The sequence below is a fragment of the Streptomyces sp. NBC_00669 genome, assembly GCF_036226785.1.
Taxonomy (GTDB): Bacteria; Actinomycetota; Actinomycetes; order Streptomycetales; family Streptomycetaceae; genus Actinacidiphila.
In genome coordinates, this window is record NZ_CP109018.1 from 978,466 (window position 1) to 994,135 (window position 15,670).

The 15,670-nt window shown below is 72.5% G+C and carries 16 protein-coding genes; 6 read left to right on the forward strand and 10 right to left on the reverse strand.

Annotated elements, in window-relative coordinates:
• Positions 1 to 16: 16 nt before the first annotated feature.
• The gene (locus tag OG896_RS04035) at positions 17 to 1,354 is read left to right on the forward strand and encodes a tetratricopeptide repeat protein (protein WP_329373684.1); all 1,338 of its coding nucleotides are present in this window, start codon (positions 17 to 19) and stop codon (positions 1,352 to 1,354) included.
• 38 nt (positions 1,355 to 1,392) lie between these two features.
• Here OG896_RS04035 and OG896_RS04040 read toward each other — a convergent pair whose 3' ends face one another.
• The 5 genes from OG896_RS04040 to OG896_RS04060 form a co-directional block, all read right to left on the reverse strand.
• Positions 1,393 to 2,664 carry a DUF6986 family protein gene (locus tag OG896_RS04040; RefSeq protein WP_329362425.1) on the reverse strand — a complete coding sequence of 424 codons (1,272 nt, stop codon included), beginning with the start codon at positions 2,662 to 2,664 and terminating at the stop codon, positions 1,393 to 1,395.
• Positions 2,665 to 2,865: 201 nt separating this feature from the next.
• Positions 2,866 to 3,828 carry an electron transfer flavoprotein subunit alpha/FixB family protein gene (locus OG896_RS04045; protein ID WP_329362427.1) on the reverse strand — a complete coding sequence of 321 codons (963 nt, stop codon included), beginning with the start codon at positions 3,826 to 3,828 and terminating at the stop codon, positions 2,866 to 2,868.
• A 67-nt stretch (positions 3,829 to 3,895) separates the two neighbouring features.
• Positions 3,896 to 4,681, reverse strand: coding sequence for an electron transfer flavoprotein subunit beta/FixA family protein (locus tag OG896_RS04050; protein WP_329362429.1), 786 nt, complete (start codon positions 4,679 to 4,681; stop codon positions 3,896 to 3,898).
• 189 nt (positions 4,682 to 4,870) lie between these two features.
• The gene (locus OG896_RS04055) at positions 4,871 to 5,392 is read right to left on the reverse strand and encodes a flavin reductase family protein (protein WP_329362431.1); all 522 of its coding nucleotides are present in this window, start codon (positions 5,390 to 5,392) and stop codon (positions 4,871 to 4,873) included.
• A 419-nt stretch (positions 5,393 to 5,811) separates the two neighbouring features.
• The gene (locus tag OG896_RS04060; protein ID WP_329362433.1) at positions 5,812 to 6,225 is read right to left on the reverse strand and encodes a TlpA family protein disulfide reductase; all 414 of its coding nucleotides are present in this window, start codon (positions 6,223 to 6,225) and stop codon (positions 5,812 to 5,814) included.
• Positions 6,226 to 6,407: 182 nt separating this feature from the next.
• On the opposite strand from OG896_RS04060, the gene OG896_RS04065 reads away from it, so the two are divergent.
• On the forward strand, positions 6,408 to 6,818 hold the full coding sequence (locus OG896_RS04065; protein WP_329362435.1) for a DUF4395 domain-containing protein: 411 nt from the start codon (positions 6,408 to 6,410) through the stop codon (positions 6,816 to 6,818).
• Positions 6,819 to 6,851: 33 nt separating this feature from the next.
• On the opposite strand, the gene OG896_RS04070 is transcribed toward OG896_RS04065, so the two are convergent.
• The 4 genes from OG896_RS04070 to OG896_RS04085 form a co-directional block, all read right to left on the reverse strand.
• Positions 6,852 to 7,451: a transglutaminase-like domain-containing protein gene (locus tag OG896_RS04070; protein WP_329362438.1), complete on the reverse strand. Its 600-nt coding sequence runs from the start codon at positions 7,449 to 7,451 to the stop codon at positions 6,852 to 6,854.
• 68 nt (positions 7,452 to 7,519) lie between these two features.
• On the reverse strand, positions 7,520 to 8,638 hold the full coding sequence (locus OG896_RS04075; RefSeq protein ID WP_329362440.1) for a threonine aldolase family protein: 1,119 nt from the start codon (positions 8,636 to 8,638) through the stop codon (positions 7,520 to 7,522).
• Positions 8,617 to 9,372, reverse strand: a complete 756-nt coding sequence (locus OG896_RS04080) for an SDR family oxidoreductase (RefSeq protein ID WP_329362443.1) — start codon at positions 9,370 to 9,372, stop codon at positions 8,617 to 8,619. Before OG896_RS04080 ends, OG896_RS04075 begins: the two co-directional genes overlap by 22 nt.
• A 23-nt stretch (positions 9,373 to 9,395) precedes the next feature.
• A complete protein-coding gene (locus OG896_RS04085; RefSeq protein WP_329362446.1) occupies positions 9,396 to 10,793 on the reverse strand; it encodes a DUF6421 family protein in 1,398 nt (465 codons plus the stop codon).
• A 348-nt stretch (positions 10,794 to 11,141) separates the two neighbouring features.
• On the opposite strand from OG896_RS04085, the gene OG896_RS04090 reads away from it, so the two are divergent.
• The 4 genes from OG896_RS04090 to OG896_RS04105 all read left to right on the forward strand — a co-directional run bounded on the left by OG896_RS04090 (position 11,142) and on the right by OG896_RS04105 (position 14,844).
• Complete coding sequence (locus tag OG896_RS04090) at positions 11,142 to 11,843, forward strand: glycerophosphodiester phosphodiesterase (protein ID WP_329362448.1); 702 nt, start codon at positions 11,142 to 11,144, stop codon at positions 11,841 to 11,843.
• Between the two features lie 195 nt (positions 11,844 to 12,038).
• Positions 12,039 to 12,944, forward strand: coding sequence for an ABC transporter substrate-binding protein (locus tag OG896_RS04095; protein ID WP_329362450.1), 906 nt, complete (start codon positions 12,039 to 12,041; stop codon positions 12,942 to 12,944).
• A gap of 125 nt (positions 12,945 to 13,069) precedes the next feature.
• Positions 13,070 to 13,891 carry an amino acid ABC transporter permease gene (locus OG896_RS04100; protein WP_329373685.1) on the forward strand — a complete coding sequence of 274 codons (822 nt, stop codon included), beginning with the start codon at positions 13,070 to 13,072 and terminating at the stop codon, positions 13,889 to 13,891.
• 200 nt (positions 13,892 to 14,091) lie between these two features.
• Positions 14,092 to 14,844, forward strand: a complete 753-nt coding sequence (locus OG896_RS04105) for an amino acid ABC transporter ATP-binding protein (protein ID WP_329373688.1) — start codon at positions 14,092 to 14,094, stop codon at positions 14,842 to 14,844.
• Between the two features lie 40 nt (positions 14,845 to 14,884).
• Here OG896_RS04105 and OG896_RS04110 read toward each other — a convergent pair whose 3' ends face one another.
• Positions 14,885 to 15,418, reverse strand: coding sequence for a GNAT family N-acetyltransferase (locus OG896_RS04110; RefSeq protein WP_329362452.1), 534 nt, complete (start codon positions 15,416 to 15,418; stop codon positions 14,885 to 14,887).
• Between the last annotated feature and the right edge of the window lie 252 nt (positions 15,419 to 15,670).

Below are 15,670 nucleotides of genomic sequence, written 5' to 3' on the forward strand. Positions count from 1 at the left end.
CAGGGGGTGGGCACGCGTGGGCGACCGTCGGCCGAACGAGAGCCTGAAGCGGCTGTACCGCGAAAGCGGCTGGACGCTGCGACAGTTCACCCAAGAGGTCAACAAGATCGGCACCGAGCGGGGCACGCCTACCCGATACCAGTCGCCATCCGCCCACCAATGGCTCGACGGTCACCTGCCCAGGGAAGACGTGCGCCCGCTGATCGTGGAAGCGCTCGCCCGACGCCTGCGCAAGCCGATCACGCACACACAGGCGGGGTTCCCCGCTCCCCCCGAGGATGCATCCGAAGCCAACACCGTTGACGGCCTGCTCGACTTGAGCAGACAGGACATGGACCCCTCACGCCGTAGTGTCATAGGGGCGGGAGCGAGTCTCTTTTCTGCGGCCTTGGCCATTCCCGGATGGCAAGACGTAGTGGGGCGCATGGAAGCGGTTCGGATCGGGCGAACGCAGCGTATTGGTATCACCGAAGTGAACATGGTCGCATCCATGACCGAGCGGGTTTCCGACATGGAGGACCAATTCGGGGGACGCCACGCGCGCCCGATGGCCGCCGCTCTCCTGGCGAATACGGTGGCGCCGTGCCTCAAGGCAGATTCGACGGCCCCTGTGCGGAAATTGATGCTGTCAGCCGCATCCCATCTGTGCTACCTCACGGGGTACATGGCCGTTGACGAAGGCGTGCATGGGATCGCCCAGCAGTATTACCTGAGGTCGCTGGAGCTTGCCGGAGCGGCAGAGGATCACCCCGCGTACTGCGGCACACTGCGCGCCATGAGCGTTCAAGCCGTGGATCTGCGGCACGGAGTACAGGCGCTCCGTCTTGCCGACGCCGCCGCAGCCGCTCACCCGCGTGCGGGACACCGCATGCGGGCCTTCCTCGTAGGGCAGCAGTCGCATGCCTCGGCTCAGGCAGGCGATCGAATCAATGCATTGCGACACTTGCGCAACGCCGAACAGGCAGTAGGAAAAGCCGAGGACGAAGGGGAGCCAGGTCGCTACACTCCCGCGGCATTGAACGATCACATCAGTCACGTACGTTTTGAACTCGGGGACATAGAAGGTTCGGTCGAAGCGCTGCAGCGGGCCGACCGTTTGCGCGCCGACGTGTACCGTGGCACCCGGGTCAGAAAGCGCGGGCTTCTCGCGGAGCGCCAGTTCGCAATTGGCCACCTGGAGGCGGCTTGCGCCACATGGAACATGGCGCTTGACGATTACCCATTGATCAGCTCGGGGCGCGCCGATCAATGCGTGGTGACCATGTTCCGCCTGATTCGACCGCATCTCAGGAACTCGACCGCGCGTGATCTCTACGAGCGGGCACGGTTCGCGGCGCCGTCGCTGGCAGCCTGAGCGGCGCTTCGGGCCCTCGGGCGGGCGAACCGTCCGCGTTACCGGCCAGCGAGGGCTGCGAGGGTGGTGGGGGCGGGGAGTTCGTCGGGGGTGAGGGCGCCGCAGTCGAGGCCGCGCAGGAGGTAGGCGGCAAGGGCCCGGGCGGTGGCGGGCTCGTCGAGAACCGCGGAGGTCACGGCACCCGCTGAATCCGCGGTGCCGGCGGAGTCGGCCGTGTACGCGGCGAGGCGGGCGGTGGCGGCGGCCAGGCCCTCGCGGTAGAAGGCGTAGGTGGCCGCGTAGCGGGTGGGGAGGTGGGCCGGATGCATGTCCCAGCCCTGGTAGTACGCACGGGCGAGGGAGCGGCGTACGAGGCCGTGGTGGAGCCGCCAGGCGGAGTGCACGTCGGCGGTGGAGCCGACCGGGAGCACGTTGGTGGAGCCGTCGGAGAGGCGTACGCCGGTGCCGGCCGCGGCGACCTGCATGACCGCCTTGGCGTGGTCGGCGGCCGGGTGGTCCAGGGACTGGTGGGCGGCGCTGACCCCGCAGGCGGCGCTGTAGTCGAAGGTGCCGTAGTGCAGCGAGGTGGCGCGGCCGCGGGCGGCGTCGATGAGGCGGGGCACGGTGGCGGTGCCGTCGGGGCCGAGGATGGCCTGGGTGGTCTCGATCTGGATCTCGAAGCCGAGCCGCCGCTCGGGCAGGCCCGCGGCCCGCTCGAACTCCTCGCACAGGTCGGCCATCGCGGCGACCTGCTCGGGGAAGGTCACCTTGGGCAGGGTGAGGAGGAGCCCGTCCGGCAGCGCGCCGCCGTCGAGCAGGGTCGTCAGGAACAGGTCGAGCGTGCGGATGCCGCGGTCGCGTACGGCGGCCTCCATGCACTTCATGCGGATGCCGAGGTACGGCGGCGCGGTGCCGTCGGCGACGGTGGCGGTGACCGTACGGGCGGCGGCGACGGCCGCGGCGTCCTCCTCCGCGTCCGGGCGCACCCCGTAGCCGTCCTCGAAGTCGATCCGCAGGTCCTCGACGGGCTCGCGGCGCAGCTTGGCGCGGACCAGGTCGTAGACGTCGGCGGCGAGTTCGCCGTTCAGGCCGAGTACGGCGCCGAACACGGCCGGGTCGGGTGCGTGGGTGTCGAGCGCGGCGAGCGCCTGGTCGCCCCAGGCGCGCGCGGTGCCGGCGTCGAAGGCGTCGGCGGGCACGTACACGGTGTGCACGGGCTGGCGGGTGGCGCGGTCGCCGGGGTAGCGGCGGGCCAACTCGGCGTCGGTGCCGGCCAGCGCGGCGCCGATCCGCGTGCGTACGGCGTCTGCGAGTGTCGTCACGGCCGGCATCTGCACCCTCCCGGAATTCAACAAATCGTTGAAATGCAAGCTAGCGGGGGCGTACGCGCCGGTCAACAGGGCGGCGGCTCGCGTCGGTCCGGGCCGCGCGGGGGCGCATCGGCCCCGCAGGCGCGCGCATCGGCCTCCCCGGGCGCGCGTCGGCCCCCGCGCACCGCAGCCGCGCGGGGGCCGACAATGCGTTCAAGCGGCTCAGCCCTTGCGGGCCTTGACCTCTTCGGTGAGCTGCGGGACGACGTTGAACAGGTCGCCGACCACGCCGTAGTCGACGAGGTCGAAGATCGGCGCCTCGGCGTCCTTGTTGACCGCGACGATGGTCTTCGAGGTCTGCATGCCGGCCCGGTGCTGGATCGCGCCGGAGATGCCGTTGGCGATGTAGAGCTGCGGGGAGACCGACTTGCCGGTCTGGCCGACCTGGTTGCTGTGCGGGTACCAGCCGGCGTCGACCGCCGCGCGCGAGGCGCCGACCGCGGCGCCCAGCGAGTCGGCGAGCGCCTCGATCACGGAGAAGTTCTCCGCGCCGTTGACCCCGCGGCCGCCGGAGACCACGATCGCGGCCTCGGTCAGCTCCGGCCGCCCGGAGGACTTGCGCGCGGTGCGCGAGACGACCTTGGTGCCGGTGGCCAGCTCGCCGAAGGCGACCGTCAGCGGCTCGACGGTGCCGGCGGCCGGCGCGGACTCGACCGGCGCGGCGTTCGGCTTGACGGTGATCACCGGAGTGCCCTTGCGCACCGTGGACTTGGTGGTGAAGGCGGCAGCGAACACCGACTGGGTGGCGACCGGGCCGTCCGCGCCGGCCTCCACGTCGACGGCGTCGGTGATGATGCCCGAGCCGAGCCGCAGCGCCAGGCGCGCGGCGATCTCCTTGCCCTCCGCGGAGGACGGCACCAGCACCGCGGCCGGGTTCACGGCCTTCGCGGCGGCTTCGAGCGCGTCGACCTTGGGGACGACGAGGTAGTCCGCGAACTCCGGTGCGTCGGCGGCCAGTACGCGGGTCGCGCCGTGCTCGCCGAGCACGGCCGCGGCGGCCTCGGCGCCCGGGCCGAGGTGGACCGCGACGGGCTCGCCGATCCGGCGGGCGAGGGTGAGCAGTTCGAGGGTCGGCTTGCGGACGGCACCGTCCACGTGGTCGACGTAGACGAGGACTTCAGCCATGGGAATCGTTCTCCTGCGAATTCGGGAAGGGGCGGCGGGCCATCAGGTGGGGCGGCGCGGCCGAGGCTCAGATGAACTTCTGCGCGGCCAGGAACTCGGCGAGCTGCTTGCCGCCCTCGCCCTCGTCCTTGACGATCGTGCCCGCACTGCGCGCGGGGCGCGCCGTGGCGTCCTGCACCGCGGTCCAGGCGCCGCCCAGACCCACCTCGGCCGCGTCCACACCGAGGTCGGACAGGTCGAGCGTCTCCAGCGGCTTCTTCTTCGCGCCCATGATGCCCTTGAAGGACGGGTAACGGGCCTCGCCGGACTGGTCGGTGACCGACACCAGCGCCGGCAGCGCCGCCTCCAGTTCCTCGCTCGCCACGTCGCCGTCACGGCGCCCGGTGACCTTCCCGTCGGCGACCGCGACCTCCGACAGCAGCGTCACCTGCGGGACGCCCAGCCGCTCGGCCAGCAGCGCCGGCACCACGCCCGCGGTGCCGTCGGTGGACGCCATGCCGGTGACGACCAGGTCGTAGCCGATGTGCTCGATGGCCTTGGCCAGCACCAGCGAGGTGCCGATGATGTCGGTGCCGTGCAGCGCGTCGTCCTCGACGTGCACGCCCTTCGCCGCGCCCATCTGCAGCGCCTTCAGCACCGCGCCGCGCGCGTCCTCGGGGCCGATCGTGACCGCGGTGACCTCCGCGTCGTCGGCGGCCTCCGCGATCTGGAGCGCCTGCTCCACGGCGTACTCGTCAAGCTCCGACAGCAGGCCGTCGACCGCGTCGCGGTCGGTGGTCAGGTCCTCGGCGAAGTGACGGTCACCCGTGGCGTCGGGCACATACTTCACTGCGACTACGATCCTCAAGCTCACGCCTGCTCTCCTACTGCTTCCGTCCTGCACGTCTTCGTGAACTGCCCAGGTTAGGCGCCCGCCGTGGCGGCTCCCTGCCAGGGCACGACTACTACCCCGCCGAATATATTACTCGTCAGTACACAGAGGTACCTACCCACGCGCAAGGCCCTTGAACTGTGACGTGCCCGACGCACCCACCTGTCCCGTTCAGTGGAACAACCGGTGGTACCCGCCCTGATGGTGGACAAGCGGCCCGCCCGGCCCGTGCGGGTCGCCGGCGACGGCCCGGGCCACCACGATCCGGTGGTCGCCGGCCGGCACCCGGCCCACCACCCGGCCGACCAGCCAGGCGGCCACGCCGTCGAGCAGCGGCACTCCGTGCGGGCCGGGCGACCAGCCGGTCGGCGGCCCGAACCGGTCCGCCCCCGAGCGGGCGAAGACCGCGGCGAGTTCGCGCTGGTGGTCGCCGAGGACGTGCACGCCGACGTGCTCGGCGGTGGACAGCGCCGGCCAGCAGGAGGACCCGACGCTGACGCCGAAGGAGAACAGCGGGGGTTCGACGGCCACCGAGACGAGCGAGGTCGCGGTGAAGCCGACCGGACCGCGCACGCCCTGCGCGGTGACCACGGCGACGCCTGCGGCATGGCGGCGGAAGACCGAGCGGAAGACGTCCGGGTCGAGGTCGGGGACGTCCGGGCCGGCCGAGGCGAGGTCGTGCGTTGCGGTCACGGGTGGGTACGTCCTTCCGCGGCGAGCGGGCGGGGCGGCGGCCCCTCGGGCCGGGCCGACCGTCGGGGCTGGGAGGCGGCGGTGCTCAGCGGACCGGGCGGCGCACGCGGGGGTGTCGGCCGGATGCGGCAGCGGCAGGGGGGCTCTGCGGCGAGTCTCGGGACATCACGTCAGACTGACGATTCGCGGCGTCAACCGTCAAGAGCGCACGGGCAGATGCAAGGACCGTCACACCGGCCCCGCGTCGCGCCGGACGGGTGCCAAAGCGACCCGATGCCGCCCCCGCGACCGGTCCGGCCCCCGCCGCCGACCGCGCTCCGGCTCACCGCGCCCGTACGCCCGCCGCGCTCACCGCCGCCGCCCGCAGAACGCCGTCCCCGGACCCCCGCGCTCAGACCCCCGCGTTCAGACCGCGGCGTTCAGACCGCGGCGCCCAGCGCGGCGATCACGTCGGCCGTACGCGGCTGTCCTGCCGCCCTGCGCACCACCGCGCCCTGCGCGTCGAGCACGAACACGGTCGGGGTCTTCAGCACGTCCAGCCGCCGCACCAGTTCGAGATGCGCCTCGGCGTCGATCTCCACGTGCCGCACGCCGTCCACCATGCCCGCCACCTCACCCAGCACCCGCCGGGTGGCGCGGCAGGGCGCGCAGAAGGCGCTGGAGAACTGCACCAGCGTGGCCCGCTCCCCCAGCGGCTCCCCGAGGTCGTCGGCCGTCAGCCGCTGCCCGCTGTCCTTGGCCCGCACCCTGATCCTCCCGTCCCGGCGCCGGTGCACGATCCCGTAGCCGCTCGCGGCCACGAGCACGGCCAGGCAGACGATCAGTCCGGTCACGGCGGTCGCGCCTCCCTCGTCGTTCGTTCGTGCCCCGTCGCGTCCCTCGCGCCGCGGGCGTCCTCGCACCACGTGCCTACGGGCCCGCCGGCCACGCCGGCAAGCCCACCGTGGGCAGCGTTCACGCGACCGCAATGATTCCCGCGGGTGCGGCACGCCGTCCTTGGGCGATGATTCCAGCCATGCAGATCGATGTACGAGGGCCCCGCTTCGGTGCCGCGGTGACCACGGTGGTCCTCGCGGTGGTGCTGGTCACCGGCAGCGGCTGGCTGCTGGCGGCGCAGGCGGTCGTCTTCGCCGTCGGCGCGGCGGCCGGCGTGTCCAGGTCGCCCTACGGATGGGCGTTCCGGGTCCTGCTCCGGCCGCGGCTCGGGCCGCCGACCGCGACGGAGGACGCGGCGCCGCCGCGTTTCGCGCAGGCCGTCGGGCTGTTCTTCGCGGTGCTCGGCACCATCGGCTACCTGGTCGGGCCGCAGTGGCTGGGCCTGGCGGCCGCCGCGTGCGCGCTGGCCGCCGCCTTCCTCAACGCGGTGTTCGCCTACTGCCTGGGCTGCGAGATGTACCTGCTGCTGAAGCGGGCCACGGCCGCCTGAGCGGGGACCGGCCGGGGTCCGGGACCGCCGGTCTCACTCCAGCGCGGTCGGCAGCCGTGCCGCCAGTTCCGTACGGTCGGCGGACTCCCGCAGCGCGGCGAGCACCGCTGCGGGCGGAGCCGCGTACACCGTCGGGTAGTCGTACTCGCCGCTCTCGGGCCGCACGGGGAAGGCCAGCCGCTCCCGGCCGAGGGAGAAGTGGGCGTCGACACCGGGTTTGTTGCCGCGCGGGTCCTGCCGGGTCCAGCGGTCGCCGCCGGGCAGCAGCAGCGCGACGAGCCCGTGCACGACCGGCCGGCCGTCGTCCTCGGTGAGGCGCTGGTAGCACAGCCCCGCGGGGATGCCCTCGGCGCGCAGCAGGGCGGCCAGGGCGTGGGACTTGGCGTAGCAGATCCCGTTGCGGGTGCGCAGCACCTCGGAGGCGCGCCAGCTGACGCGGTCGTCGCCGCTGTCGAAGGAGTGCGGCACCTCGTCGCGCACGTAGTCGTACGCGGCCTTCGCATACTCATACGGCGTGGGTGCGGCGGAGCGCAGCAGCGCGGCGGTCTGCCGGACCTGCGGGTGGTCGTGGTCGAGCACCTCGTCGGCGCCGAGATACGCGGAGAGGTCGGTGGTTTCCGGGATGGGCTCCATACTGGAGGAGCCTACGGAGCCACCGACCTCTCGATCAATCACTTTACGAAGCTACGCATATCCATGCGCTATCCGGCTCGCATCTCCTCGGCGATCGCGGCGGCGAAGCCGTCCACGTCCTCCTCGGTGGTGTCGAAGGAGCACATCCAGCGCACCTCGCCGGTCGCCTCGTCCCAGAAGTAGAAGCGGTAGCGCTTCTGCAACCGCTCGCTGACCTCGCGGGGCAGCAGCGCGAACACCGCGTTGGCCTGGACCCGTTGGGTGACCGTCACCCCGTCGATGTCCCGCACCGCGCGCTCCAGCCGGCGGGCCATCGCGTTGGCGTGCGAGGCGCTGCGCAGCCACAGGTCACCGGCGAACAGCGCCTCGAACTGCACGGACACGAAGCGCATCTTGGACGCGAGCTGCATGGACAGCTTGCGCAGGTGCTTGAGCGCGCGGACCCGCTCGGGGTTGAGCACGACCACGCACTCGCCGAGCAGCAGGCCGTTCTTGGTGCCGCCGACCGACAGGATGTCCGCGCCCGCGTCGGTGGTGAAGCGGGACAGCGGCTGCCCCAGGCTCGCGGCGGCGTTGGCGATCCGGGCGCCGTCGATGTGCACGGCCATGCCCAGCCCGTGGGCGTGGTCGCAGATCGCCTTGATCTCCTCCGGGGTGTAGCAGGTGCCCAGCTCGGTGCTCTGGGTGATCGACACCACCTGCGGCTGCGCGCGGTGCTCGTCGTCGAAGCCGTACGCCTGCCGGTCGATCAGCTCGGGGGTGAGCTTGCCGTCCTCCGTGGGCACCGTGAGCAGCTTCAGGCCGCCGACCCGCTCGGGCGCGCCGCACTCGTCGACGTTGATGTGCGCGGACTCCGCGCAGATCACCGCGCCCCAGCGCTCGGTGACCGCCTGGAGGGAGGTGACGTTGGCGCCGGTGCCGTTGAAGACCGGGAAGACTTCGGCGGTCGGGCCGAAGTGGCCGCGGAAGAGCTCCTGGAGGTGGTCGGTGTACGCGTCGGCGCCGTAGGACACCTGGTGGCCGCCGTTGGCCAGGGCGAGGGCGGCCAGCACTTCGGGGTGCACCCCGGCGTAGTTGTCGCTGGCGAAGCCCCGGGTGCCCGGGTCGTGGCGCCGTATGGCGTCGGTGTCGCCGGTGGGGGTGGAGGTGGGGTCGGTGGACTCGGTCACGGTCGGGGCGTCAGCCACTGTCGGGTCCCGTTCACTTGCTGAGGGCTTGCGTTCCACACGTCCGCGATGGCCTCGGCGAGGTCGCGCACGTCGGTGAAGCCGGCGAATTTGGCGTTGGGGCGCTGGGCCCGCATCTCATCGTGCACCAGGGCCTTGATCACCAGTACGGTGGCCGCCGCGCTGGGGGCGTCACCGCCGAGCTTGCGGAACGAGTCGCCCATGGCCAGCGTCCACGCCTCGGCGGCGGCCTTGGCGGCGGCGTACGCCGCGTTGCCGGCCGTGGGCGTGCTGGCGCCGGCCGCGCTGATCAGGACGTACCGTCCGCCGGGGCTTCGCAGCAGGCCGTCGTGGAAGGCGAGGGTGGTGCGCTGGACGGTGCGCACCAGCAGGTCGTGCAGCACGTCCCAGTCGGCGAGTTCGGTCTCGGGGAAGGACGCGGAGCCGCGCCATCCGCCGACCAGGTGCACCAGGCCGTCGACCCGGCCGTGGTCCTTCTCGATCCGGCCGGCCCAGTCCTGCGCGGCCTCCAGGTCCAGCAGGTCCACCACCTCGCCGGTGATGTCGGCGCCGCCCGCGTCGTAGCGCGCGGCGTCGACCGCCTGCGCCAGCCGCTCGGGGTCCGCGTCGGCCGCGACCACATGGCTGCCGGCCCTGGCCAGCCGCTGGAGCACGGCCCGTCCGGCCGGTCCCGCCGCGCCCGCGACCGCGATCACCGCGCCGTCGAGCCCGCCTGTGTACGTGTCGGTCGTCATCTCCGCCTCCTCGCCTGCACCGGTCACGCGGCACCTCGCAGCGCGCTGTTCCCGGTGATACCCCGGGTCGAGGCAATCGTCTCGCGGAGCTTCTTCGCAAGGGCCTCGTAGAACATGCTGAGCGGAAACTCGTCCGGCAGCACGTCGTCCACCAGCTTGCGCGGCGGGAGCGAGAGGTCCAGGGCGTCCGCGCCCTTGGCCCAGACCGAGCCGGGGTTCGGCGAGAGGTAGGTCGCGACCAGGTCGTAGGCGGCCAGCCAGTGCACGAGCTTGGGCCGGTCGATGCCGTCGCGGTAGAGCGTCTCGATCTCGCCGCACAGTTGCGTGGTGACCTGGGGTGCGCGCTCCCAGTCGATGTGCAGGGTGTTGTCCGTCCAGCGGACGGCGTCGTGCTTGTGCAGGTAGGCGAAGAGCAGCTGGCCGCCGAGGCCGTCGTAGTTGCGCACGCGCTCGCCGGTGACCGGGAAGCGGAAGAGCCGGTCGAAGAGGATCGCGTACTGCACGCCCAGGCCCATCGGGTGGCCCTCGGCCTGGAGTTTGACCGCCTCCTTGAAGGTGGTCAGGTCGCAGCGCAGCTCCTCCAGGCCGTACATCCAGAACGGGGCGCGCTGCTTGATCATGAACGGGTCGAACGGCAGGTCGCCGTGGCTGTGGGTGCGGTCGTGGATCATGTCCCACAGCACGTAGGTCTGCTGGGCGAGCTCCTGGTCGTCGACCAGGCGGGCGGCGTCCTCGGGCAGGTCGAGGCCGAGGGTGTCCACGGCGGCGGAGGTGACCGCGCGGAAGCGGGCGGCCTCGCGGTCGCAGAAGATCGCGCCCCAGGTCCAGCGGTCGGGCGCCTTGCGCACGGCGACGGTCTCGGGGAAGAGCACCGCGGAGTTGGTGTCGTAGCCCGGGGTGAAGTCCTCGAAGGTGATCGGCACGAACTGCGGGTTGTCGTAGCGGGTGCGCTCCAGCTCGGCGAGCCACTCCGGCCACACCACCCGGAAGACGACCGCTTCGAGGTTGCGGTCCGGGTTGCCGTTCTGGGTGTACATCGGGAAGACGACCAGGTGCTGGAGGCCGTCGCGCCGGTCGGCGGCGGGCTGGAAGGCCAGCAGCGAGTCGAGGAAGTCGGGTACGGCGAAGCCGCCCTCGGCCCAGTGGCGCAGGTCGGTGGTCAGGGCGCGGTGGTACGCCTCGTCGTGCGGCAGCAGCGGGGCGAGCTGTTCGAGGGCGTCGACGACGCGGCCGAGCGTGCGGGCGGCGTCGTCGCGGGTGGGCGCGTCCTCGGCGTCGAAGTCGATCGAACCGTCCTTGCGCTGCCAGGGCCTGATCGCCTCGACCGCCTGCTTCAGCACGGGCCACTGGGGGTGTCCGAGCACGCCTTCGCCGGATATCCCGCCTCCGGTCGCCACCTTCGACGAAAGAACTTCGCCCATGACCCCTCCTCCACAAAAGAAACTGTCGTGCGAACAGCGTAGCCATGGCCGGGCCCCGTCTTCAAGGCCACTTCCTTGAGATTGTGCGGTCAAGGCCGCTGAAGGCCGTAGTTTTTACGGCTCGACTCCAGGATGGGGCGCTAAAAGTTGCGGTGAGCGCCGAGGTGTGCCCGGGGCGCGGCAAGGCCGGCCGAGACCCGTGGCGGCGCCCGGGAGGGCCGTCCGGGACGAGCTCGGTGCGGGCGTCGTGGCGGCGTCGTGGCGGCGCCGGGGGCGGCGTCCGCCAGGCCGCTCAGGGGCGCCGGGGCGGTCGGCCGGCAGGCCGGACAGTGGCACTAGGGTGCCCTCATGAGCTTCCTCACCGTGGGCCACCGCGGGGTCATGGGCGTCGAGCCGGAGAACACCCTGCGGTCCTTCCGCCGCGCGGAGCGCGAGGGCGTGGACCAGGTCGAACTGGACCTGCACCTGAGCAAGGACGGCGCCCTGGTCGTCATGCACGACGCCTCGGTCGACCGCACCACCGACGGCACCGGCCCGATCCGCGACCTCACCCTCGCCGAGATCCGCCGCCTGGACGCGGGGCAGGGCGAGGGCGTACCGGTCTTCGAGGAGGTCCTGGACCGCGTGACGTGCCCGATCCAGGCCGAGATCAAGGACACCGCGGCCGCAAGGGTGCTCGCCTCGGTGCTGCGCGAGCGCGACGAGACCGGCCGGGTCAGCGTGCTGTCCTTTCACGACGACGCCCTCGCCGAGATCCACACCCTGCTGCCCGAGGTCGCCACCGTGCTCGTCGCGAGCGACCTCGGACCGGACATCGTGCCGCGCGCCCAGGCCGTCGGCGCCCGCCTGGTCAGCCTCGACCTCACCCAGCTCACCCTCGACGTCGTAGGCCGCTGCCACGCGGCCGGGATCGCCGTCATGGCCTGGAGCGTCAACACCCCGCAGGACTGGGCGCTGACCCGCGCGCTGGGCCTGGACGGCGCCGCCACCGACCTGCCGCCCGCGCTGGGCCGCGACCGCGCACCGGCGGACGGAGTCTCGGCGCCGTAAGGCGTCAGCCATACGGCGTAAGGCATGATCCCTAAGCCGTCAGCCGTCAGCCGTCAGCGGTCAGCGGTCACCTGACGCGATGACATCGCGACCGACCGCGTACGGCCGGAAACACCGCGGACACAAAGGTCCGGCATCCGGACGGAGTGCCGAATGGCGTGGACAGATCGGCCCGCCGGGTGCCAAGGTCCCGCCATGCGTCCCGCGATCCTCCCGTCCCGTCATCGCGCGGCCCTCGCCGCGGCCGCCCTGCTCACCCTGGCCCTGGCCGCCTGCTCCCCGCAGGACGACGGCGACTCCTCGGCGGCGTCCTCGCCGTCCGGCAGCGCCTCCGGCACGACCGCCGGCGCGTGTAGCCCCGGCGGGCTCGCCACCCGCACCGCGGGCAAGTTCACCGTCGGCACCGACAACCCGGCGTACGCCCCCTGGTTCGTCGACGACAAGCCGTCCAACGGCAAGGGCTACGAGTCGGCCGTCGCCTACGCGGTGGCGAAGCAACTCGGCTACACCGGCGACCAGGTGGTCTGGCAGAAGGTGCCGTTCAACAGCGCCTTCTCGCCGGGTGCCAAGAACTTCGACGTGGACATCAACCAGGTCTCGATCACCCCCGAGCGCCGCAAGACGGTGGACTTCTCCCCCGGCTACTACGACGTGCGGCAGGCGGTCGTCGCGCCCAAGGGCTCGAAGATCGCCGGGGCGCACTCGCTGGCCGACCTGAAGAACGCGAAGCTCGGCGCCCAGGTCGGCACCACCAGCCTCGACGTCATCGACGACCTGGTGAAGCCCACCAAGCAGCCCGCGGTCTTCCAGCGCAACGACCTCGCGGTGGCCGCCCTCAAGAACGGCCAGGTGGACGGCATCGTGGTCGACCTGCCCACCGCCTTCTACGTCACCGGCGCCCAGGTCACCGACGCCAAGGTGATCGGGCAGTTCTCCACCACGGGCACCGCACCGGAGCAGTTCGGGCTGGTGCTGGACAAGGGCAGCAAGCTCACGCCGTGCGTCTCGCAGGCGGTCACGGCGCTGCGCAAGGACGGCACGCTCGCCGCGCTGGAGAAGAAGTGGCTGTCGGACGCGGTGAACGCCCCGGTGCTCAAGTGACCGTCCAGGACGGGCCGGAGCGCGGCGGCGGGGACGTCGCCGCGCCCGCGCCACCGGCCGCGGCGCGCGACCTCGGCGGCGGTACGACGAGCGCCCCGGACGAGTACCGCCCCTCGGCGCGGCGGATCGCCCGGGAGCGCTACCGGCGCACCCGCACCCGCCGCGCGTTCGCCGTCGCCACGGCCAGCACCCTGGCGACGGCCGCCGTGCTGTACGCGCTGATCGTCAACTCGCCCGGCTGGGACCGCACCCGGCAGACGTTCTTCGACGCCCACTACGCGCGGATCTCCTTCCACCCGATCCTGCACGGCCTGTGGCTGAACCTGCGGCTGCTGGCGGTGTGCGGCGCGGTCGTCCTGGTCGCCGGGCTGCTGATGGCGCTGCTGCGCACCCTGCGCGGCCCGGTGTTCTTCCCCGTCCGCGCCCTGGCGACGGCCTACGTGGACTTCTTCCGCGGGCTGCCGTTGATCATCTGCATCCTGCTGTGCGTCTTCGGCATCCCCGCGCTGCGGCTGACCGGGGTGACCAACAACCCCGTGCTGCTCGGCGCGTTCGCGCTCTGCCTGACCTACACCGCCTACGTGGCCGAGGTGTTCCGCGCGGGCATCGAGAGCGTGCACCCCAGCCAGCGCGCCGCCGCCCGCTCGCTCGGCCTCAGCAACGCCCAGGCGATGCGCTACGTCGTGCTGCCGCAGGCCGTCCGCCGGGTGGTGCCCCCGCTCCTCAACGACCTGGTCTCCCTGCAGAAGGACACCGGCCTGGTCTCGATCGGCGGCGCGGTGGACGCGGTCTACGCCGCGCAGATCATCGCCAGCCGCGACTTCAACTACACGCCCTACGTCATCGCGGGCCTGATCTTCGTGGCGATCACCATCCCCATGACGCGCTTCACCGACTGGGTGGCCGCGCGGATGAACCGGCGGCAGTCGCAAGGAGGCGCGGTATGAGCGCGGAAGGCCGTCCGGCGGACGGGCCGAAGACCGGCGGGGCCGAGACCGGCAAGGCGAAGACCGGCGGGGCGAAGGAAGCCGGGGTGCACCCCGGTGGGGCGAAGGACATCGGGGCGACGGGCCTGGGGGACGGGCCCGGCGACGCGGGTGGACGGCCGGCCGCCGCACCCGTACCCGTGCCCGGGGCTGAACCCGCACTGGGCGCCGAACCCGTGCTGCGGCTGGAGGCCGTCCGCAAGACCTACGGCGACACCGTGGTGCTGCGCGACATCGCGCTCGACGTGCCCGCGCACACCGTCACCGCGCTGATCGGTGCGTCCGGCTCGGGCAAGTCCACGCTGCTGCGCTGCGCGAACCTGCTGGAGGACGTCGACGACGGCGCGATCTTCCTGGACGGCGAGGACATCACCGACCCGCGCACCGACGTCGACGACGTACGGCGCCGGATCGGCGTCGTCTTCCAGGCGTACAACCTCTTCCCGCACATGACGGTGCTGGACAACATCACCCTGGCGCCCCGCCGCGTGCACAAGGAGCCGCGCCCGCAGGCCGAGGCCCGGGCCCGGGAACTGCTGGAGCGGCTCGGCCTGGCCGACCGCGCCCGCGAGTACCCGGACCGGCTCAGCGGCGGCCAGCAGCAGCGGGTCGCGCTGCTGCGGGCGGTCGCGACCCGGCCGCGCCTGCTGCTCCTCGACGAGATCACCGCCGCGCTCGACCCGGAACTGGTCGGCGAGGTGCTCGCGGTGGTCCGTGACCTCAAGGAGGAGGGCATGACGATGGTGATCGCCACCCACGAGATGGCCTTCGCCCGCGAGGTCGCCGACCAGGTGTGCTTCCTCGACGGCGGGGTGATCCTGGAGCGCGGCACCCCCGCCGAGGTCTTCGGCGCCCCGCGCGAGCGGCGTACCCAGGACTTCCTGCGGCGCATCACGGCGGCCGGGCGGCTGTGAGCGCGGCGCCGGAGCGAGGCCGTACGGCAGGCGGCCGCGGTCAGCCGAGCCGCTTCGTCAGCAGCTCGAACTCCAGGTCGTCGCGGGTGGGGCGGCCGAACCGCTCCTGGCCGTAGGGGAAGGGCGACATCTCGCCGGTGCGGGAGTAGCCGCGGCGCTCGTACCAGGCGATCAGCTCCTCGCGGGCGCTGATCACCGTCATGTGCATCTCGGACACGCCCCACTCCTTCGCGGCGACGTGCTCGGCCTCGGCGATGATCACCTTGCCGAGGCCGGCGCCCTGGAGCGAGGGGCGGACCGCGAACATGCCGAAGTAGGCGTGCAGGCCGCGGTGTTCGAGCTGGCAGCATGCCACCAGTTCACCGTCGCGCTCGACCACCAGCATCATGCCGTCCGGCTTCTCCACCACGTCCAGCACGCCCTGCGGGTCGGTCCGCTGCCCCTCGATGAGGTCCGCCTCGGTGGTCCACCCGGTGCGGCTGGTGTCGCCGCGGTAGGCGGACTCGACCAGGGCCACGAGCTCGGTCACGTCAGCGGGGGTCGCGGGGCGGAAGCTGAGGGATGCGGTGTCCATGCCGGTCAGGCTACCGAAGGCGGCCACCGTCGCCGAGGCCCGTGCGCCGGCCGGCGGGCGGCACCCCCGCGCGTGGCGCCGCCCCCGCCGAGGGGGCGCGCGCCGGTCCGGCGCACTCCCCCGAGCGATCCTGTGCGCTCGGCTGCGCGCCCGCCTGGCCGGGTAGGACCCGAACGGACAGGCGGACCGGACGGGACCGGGCCGCGGCTGTGCCGGGGTGGGGTGGGCGTGCCGGTCGGGGCGGCTCGGCAC

Coding starts and splice junctions, on each gene's coding strand:
- OG896_RS04085 (WP_329362446.1), bottom strand. CDS start 10,793: ATGGGCGAAGTTCTTTCGTCGAAGGTGGCGACCGGAGGCGGGATATCC.
- OG896_RS04095 (WP_329362450.1), top strand. CDS start 12,039: ATGCGTCCCGCGATCCTCCCGTCCCGTCATCGCGCGGCCCTCGCCGCG.
- OG896_RS04040 (WP_329362425.1), bottom strand. CDS start 2,664: ATGCCGGCCGTGACGACACTCGCAGACGCCGTACGCACGCGGATCGGC.
- OG896_RS04070 (WP_329362438.1), bottom strand. CDS start 7,451: ATGGAGCCCATCCCGGAAACCACCGACCTCTCCGCGTATCTCGGCGCC.
- OG896_RS04080 (WP_329362443.1), bottom strand. CDS start 9,372: ATGACGACCGACACGTACACAGGCGGGCTCGACGGCGCGGTGATCGCG.
- OG896_RS04045 (WP_329362427.1), bottom strand. CDS start 3,828: ATGGCTGAAGTCCTCGTCTACGTCGACCACGTGGACGGTGCCGTCCGC.
- OG896_RS04090 (WP_329362448.1), top strand. CDS start 11,142: ATGAGCTTCCTCACCGTGGGCCACCGCGGGGTCATGGGCGTCGAGCCG.
- OG896_RS04065 (WP_329362435.1), top strand. CDS start 6,408: ATGCAGATCGATGTACGAGGGCCCCGCTTCGGTGCCGCGGTGACCACG.
- OG896_RS04110 (WP_329362452.1), bottom strand. CDS start 15,418: ATGGACACCGCATCCCTCAGCTTCCGCCCCGCGACCCCCGCTGACGTG.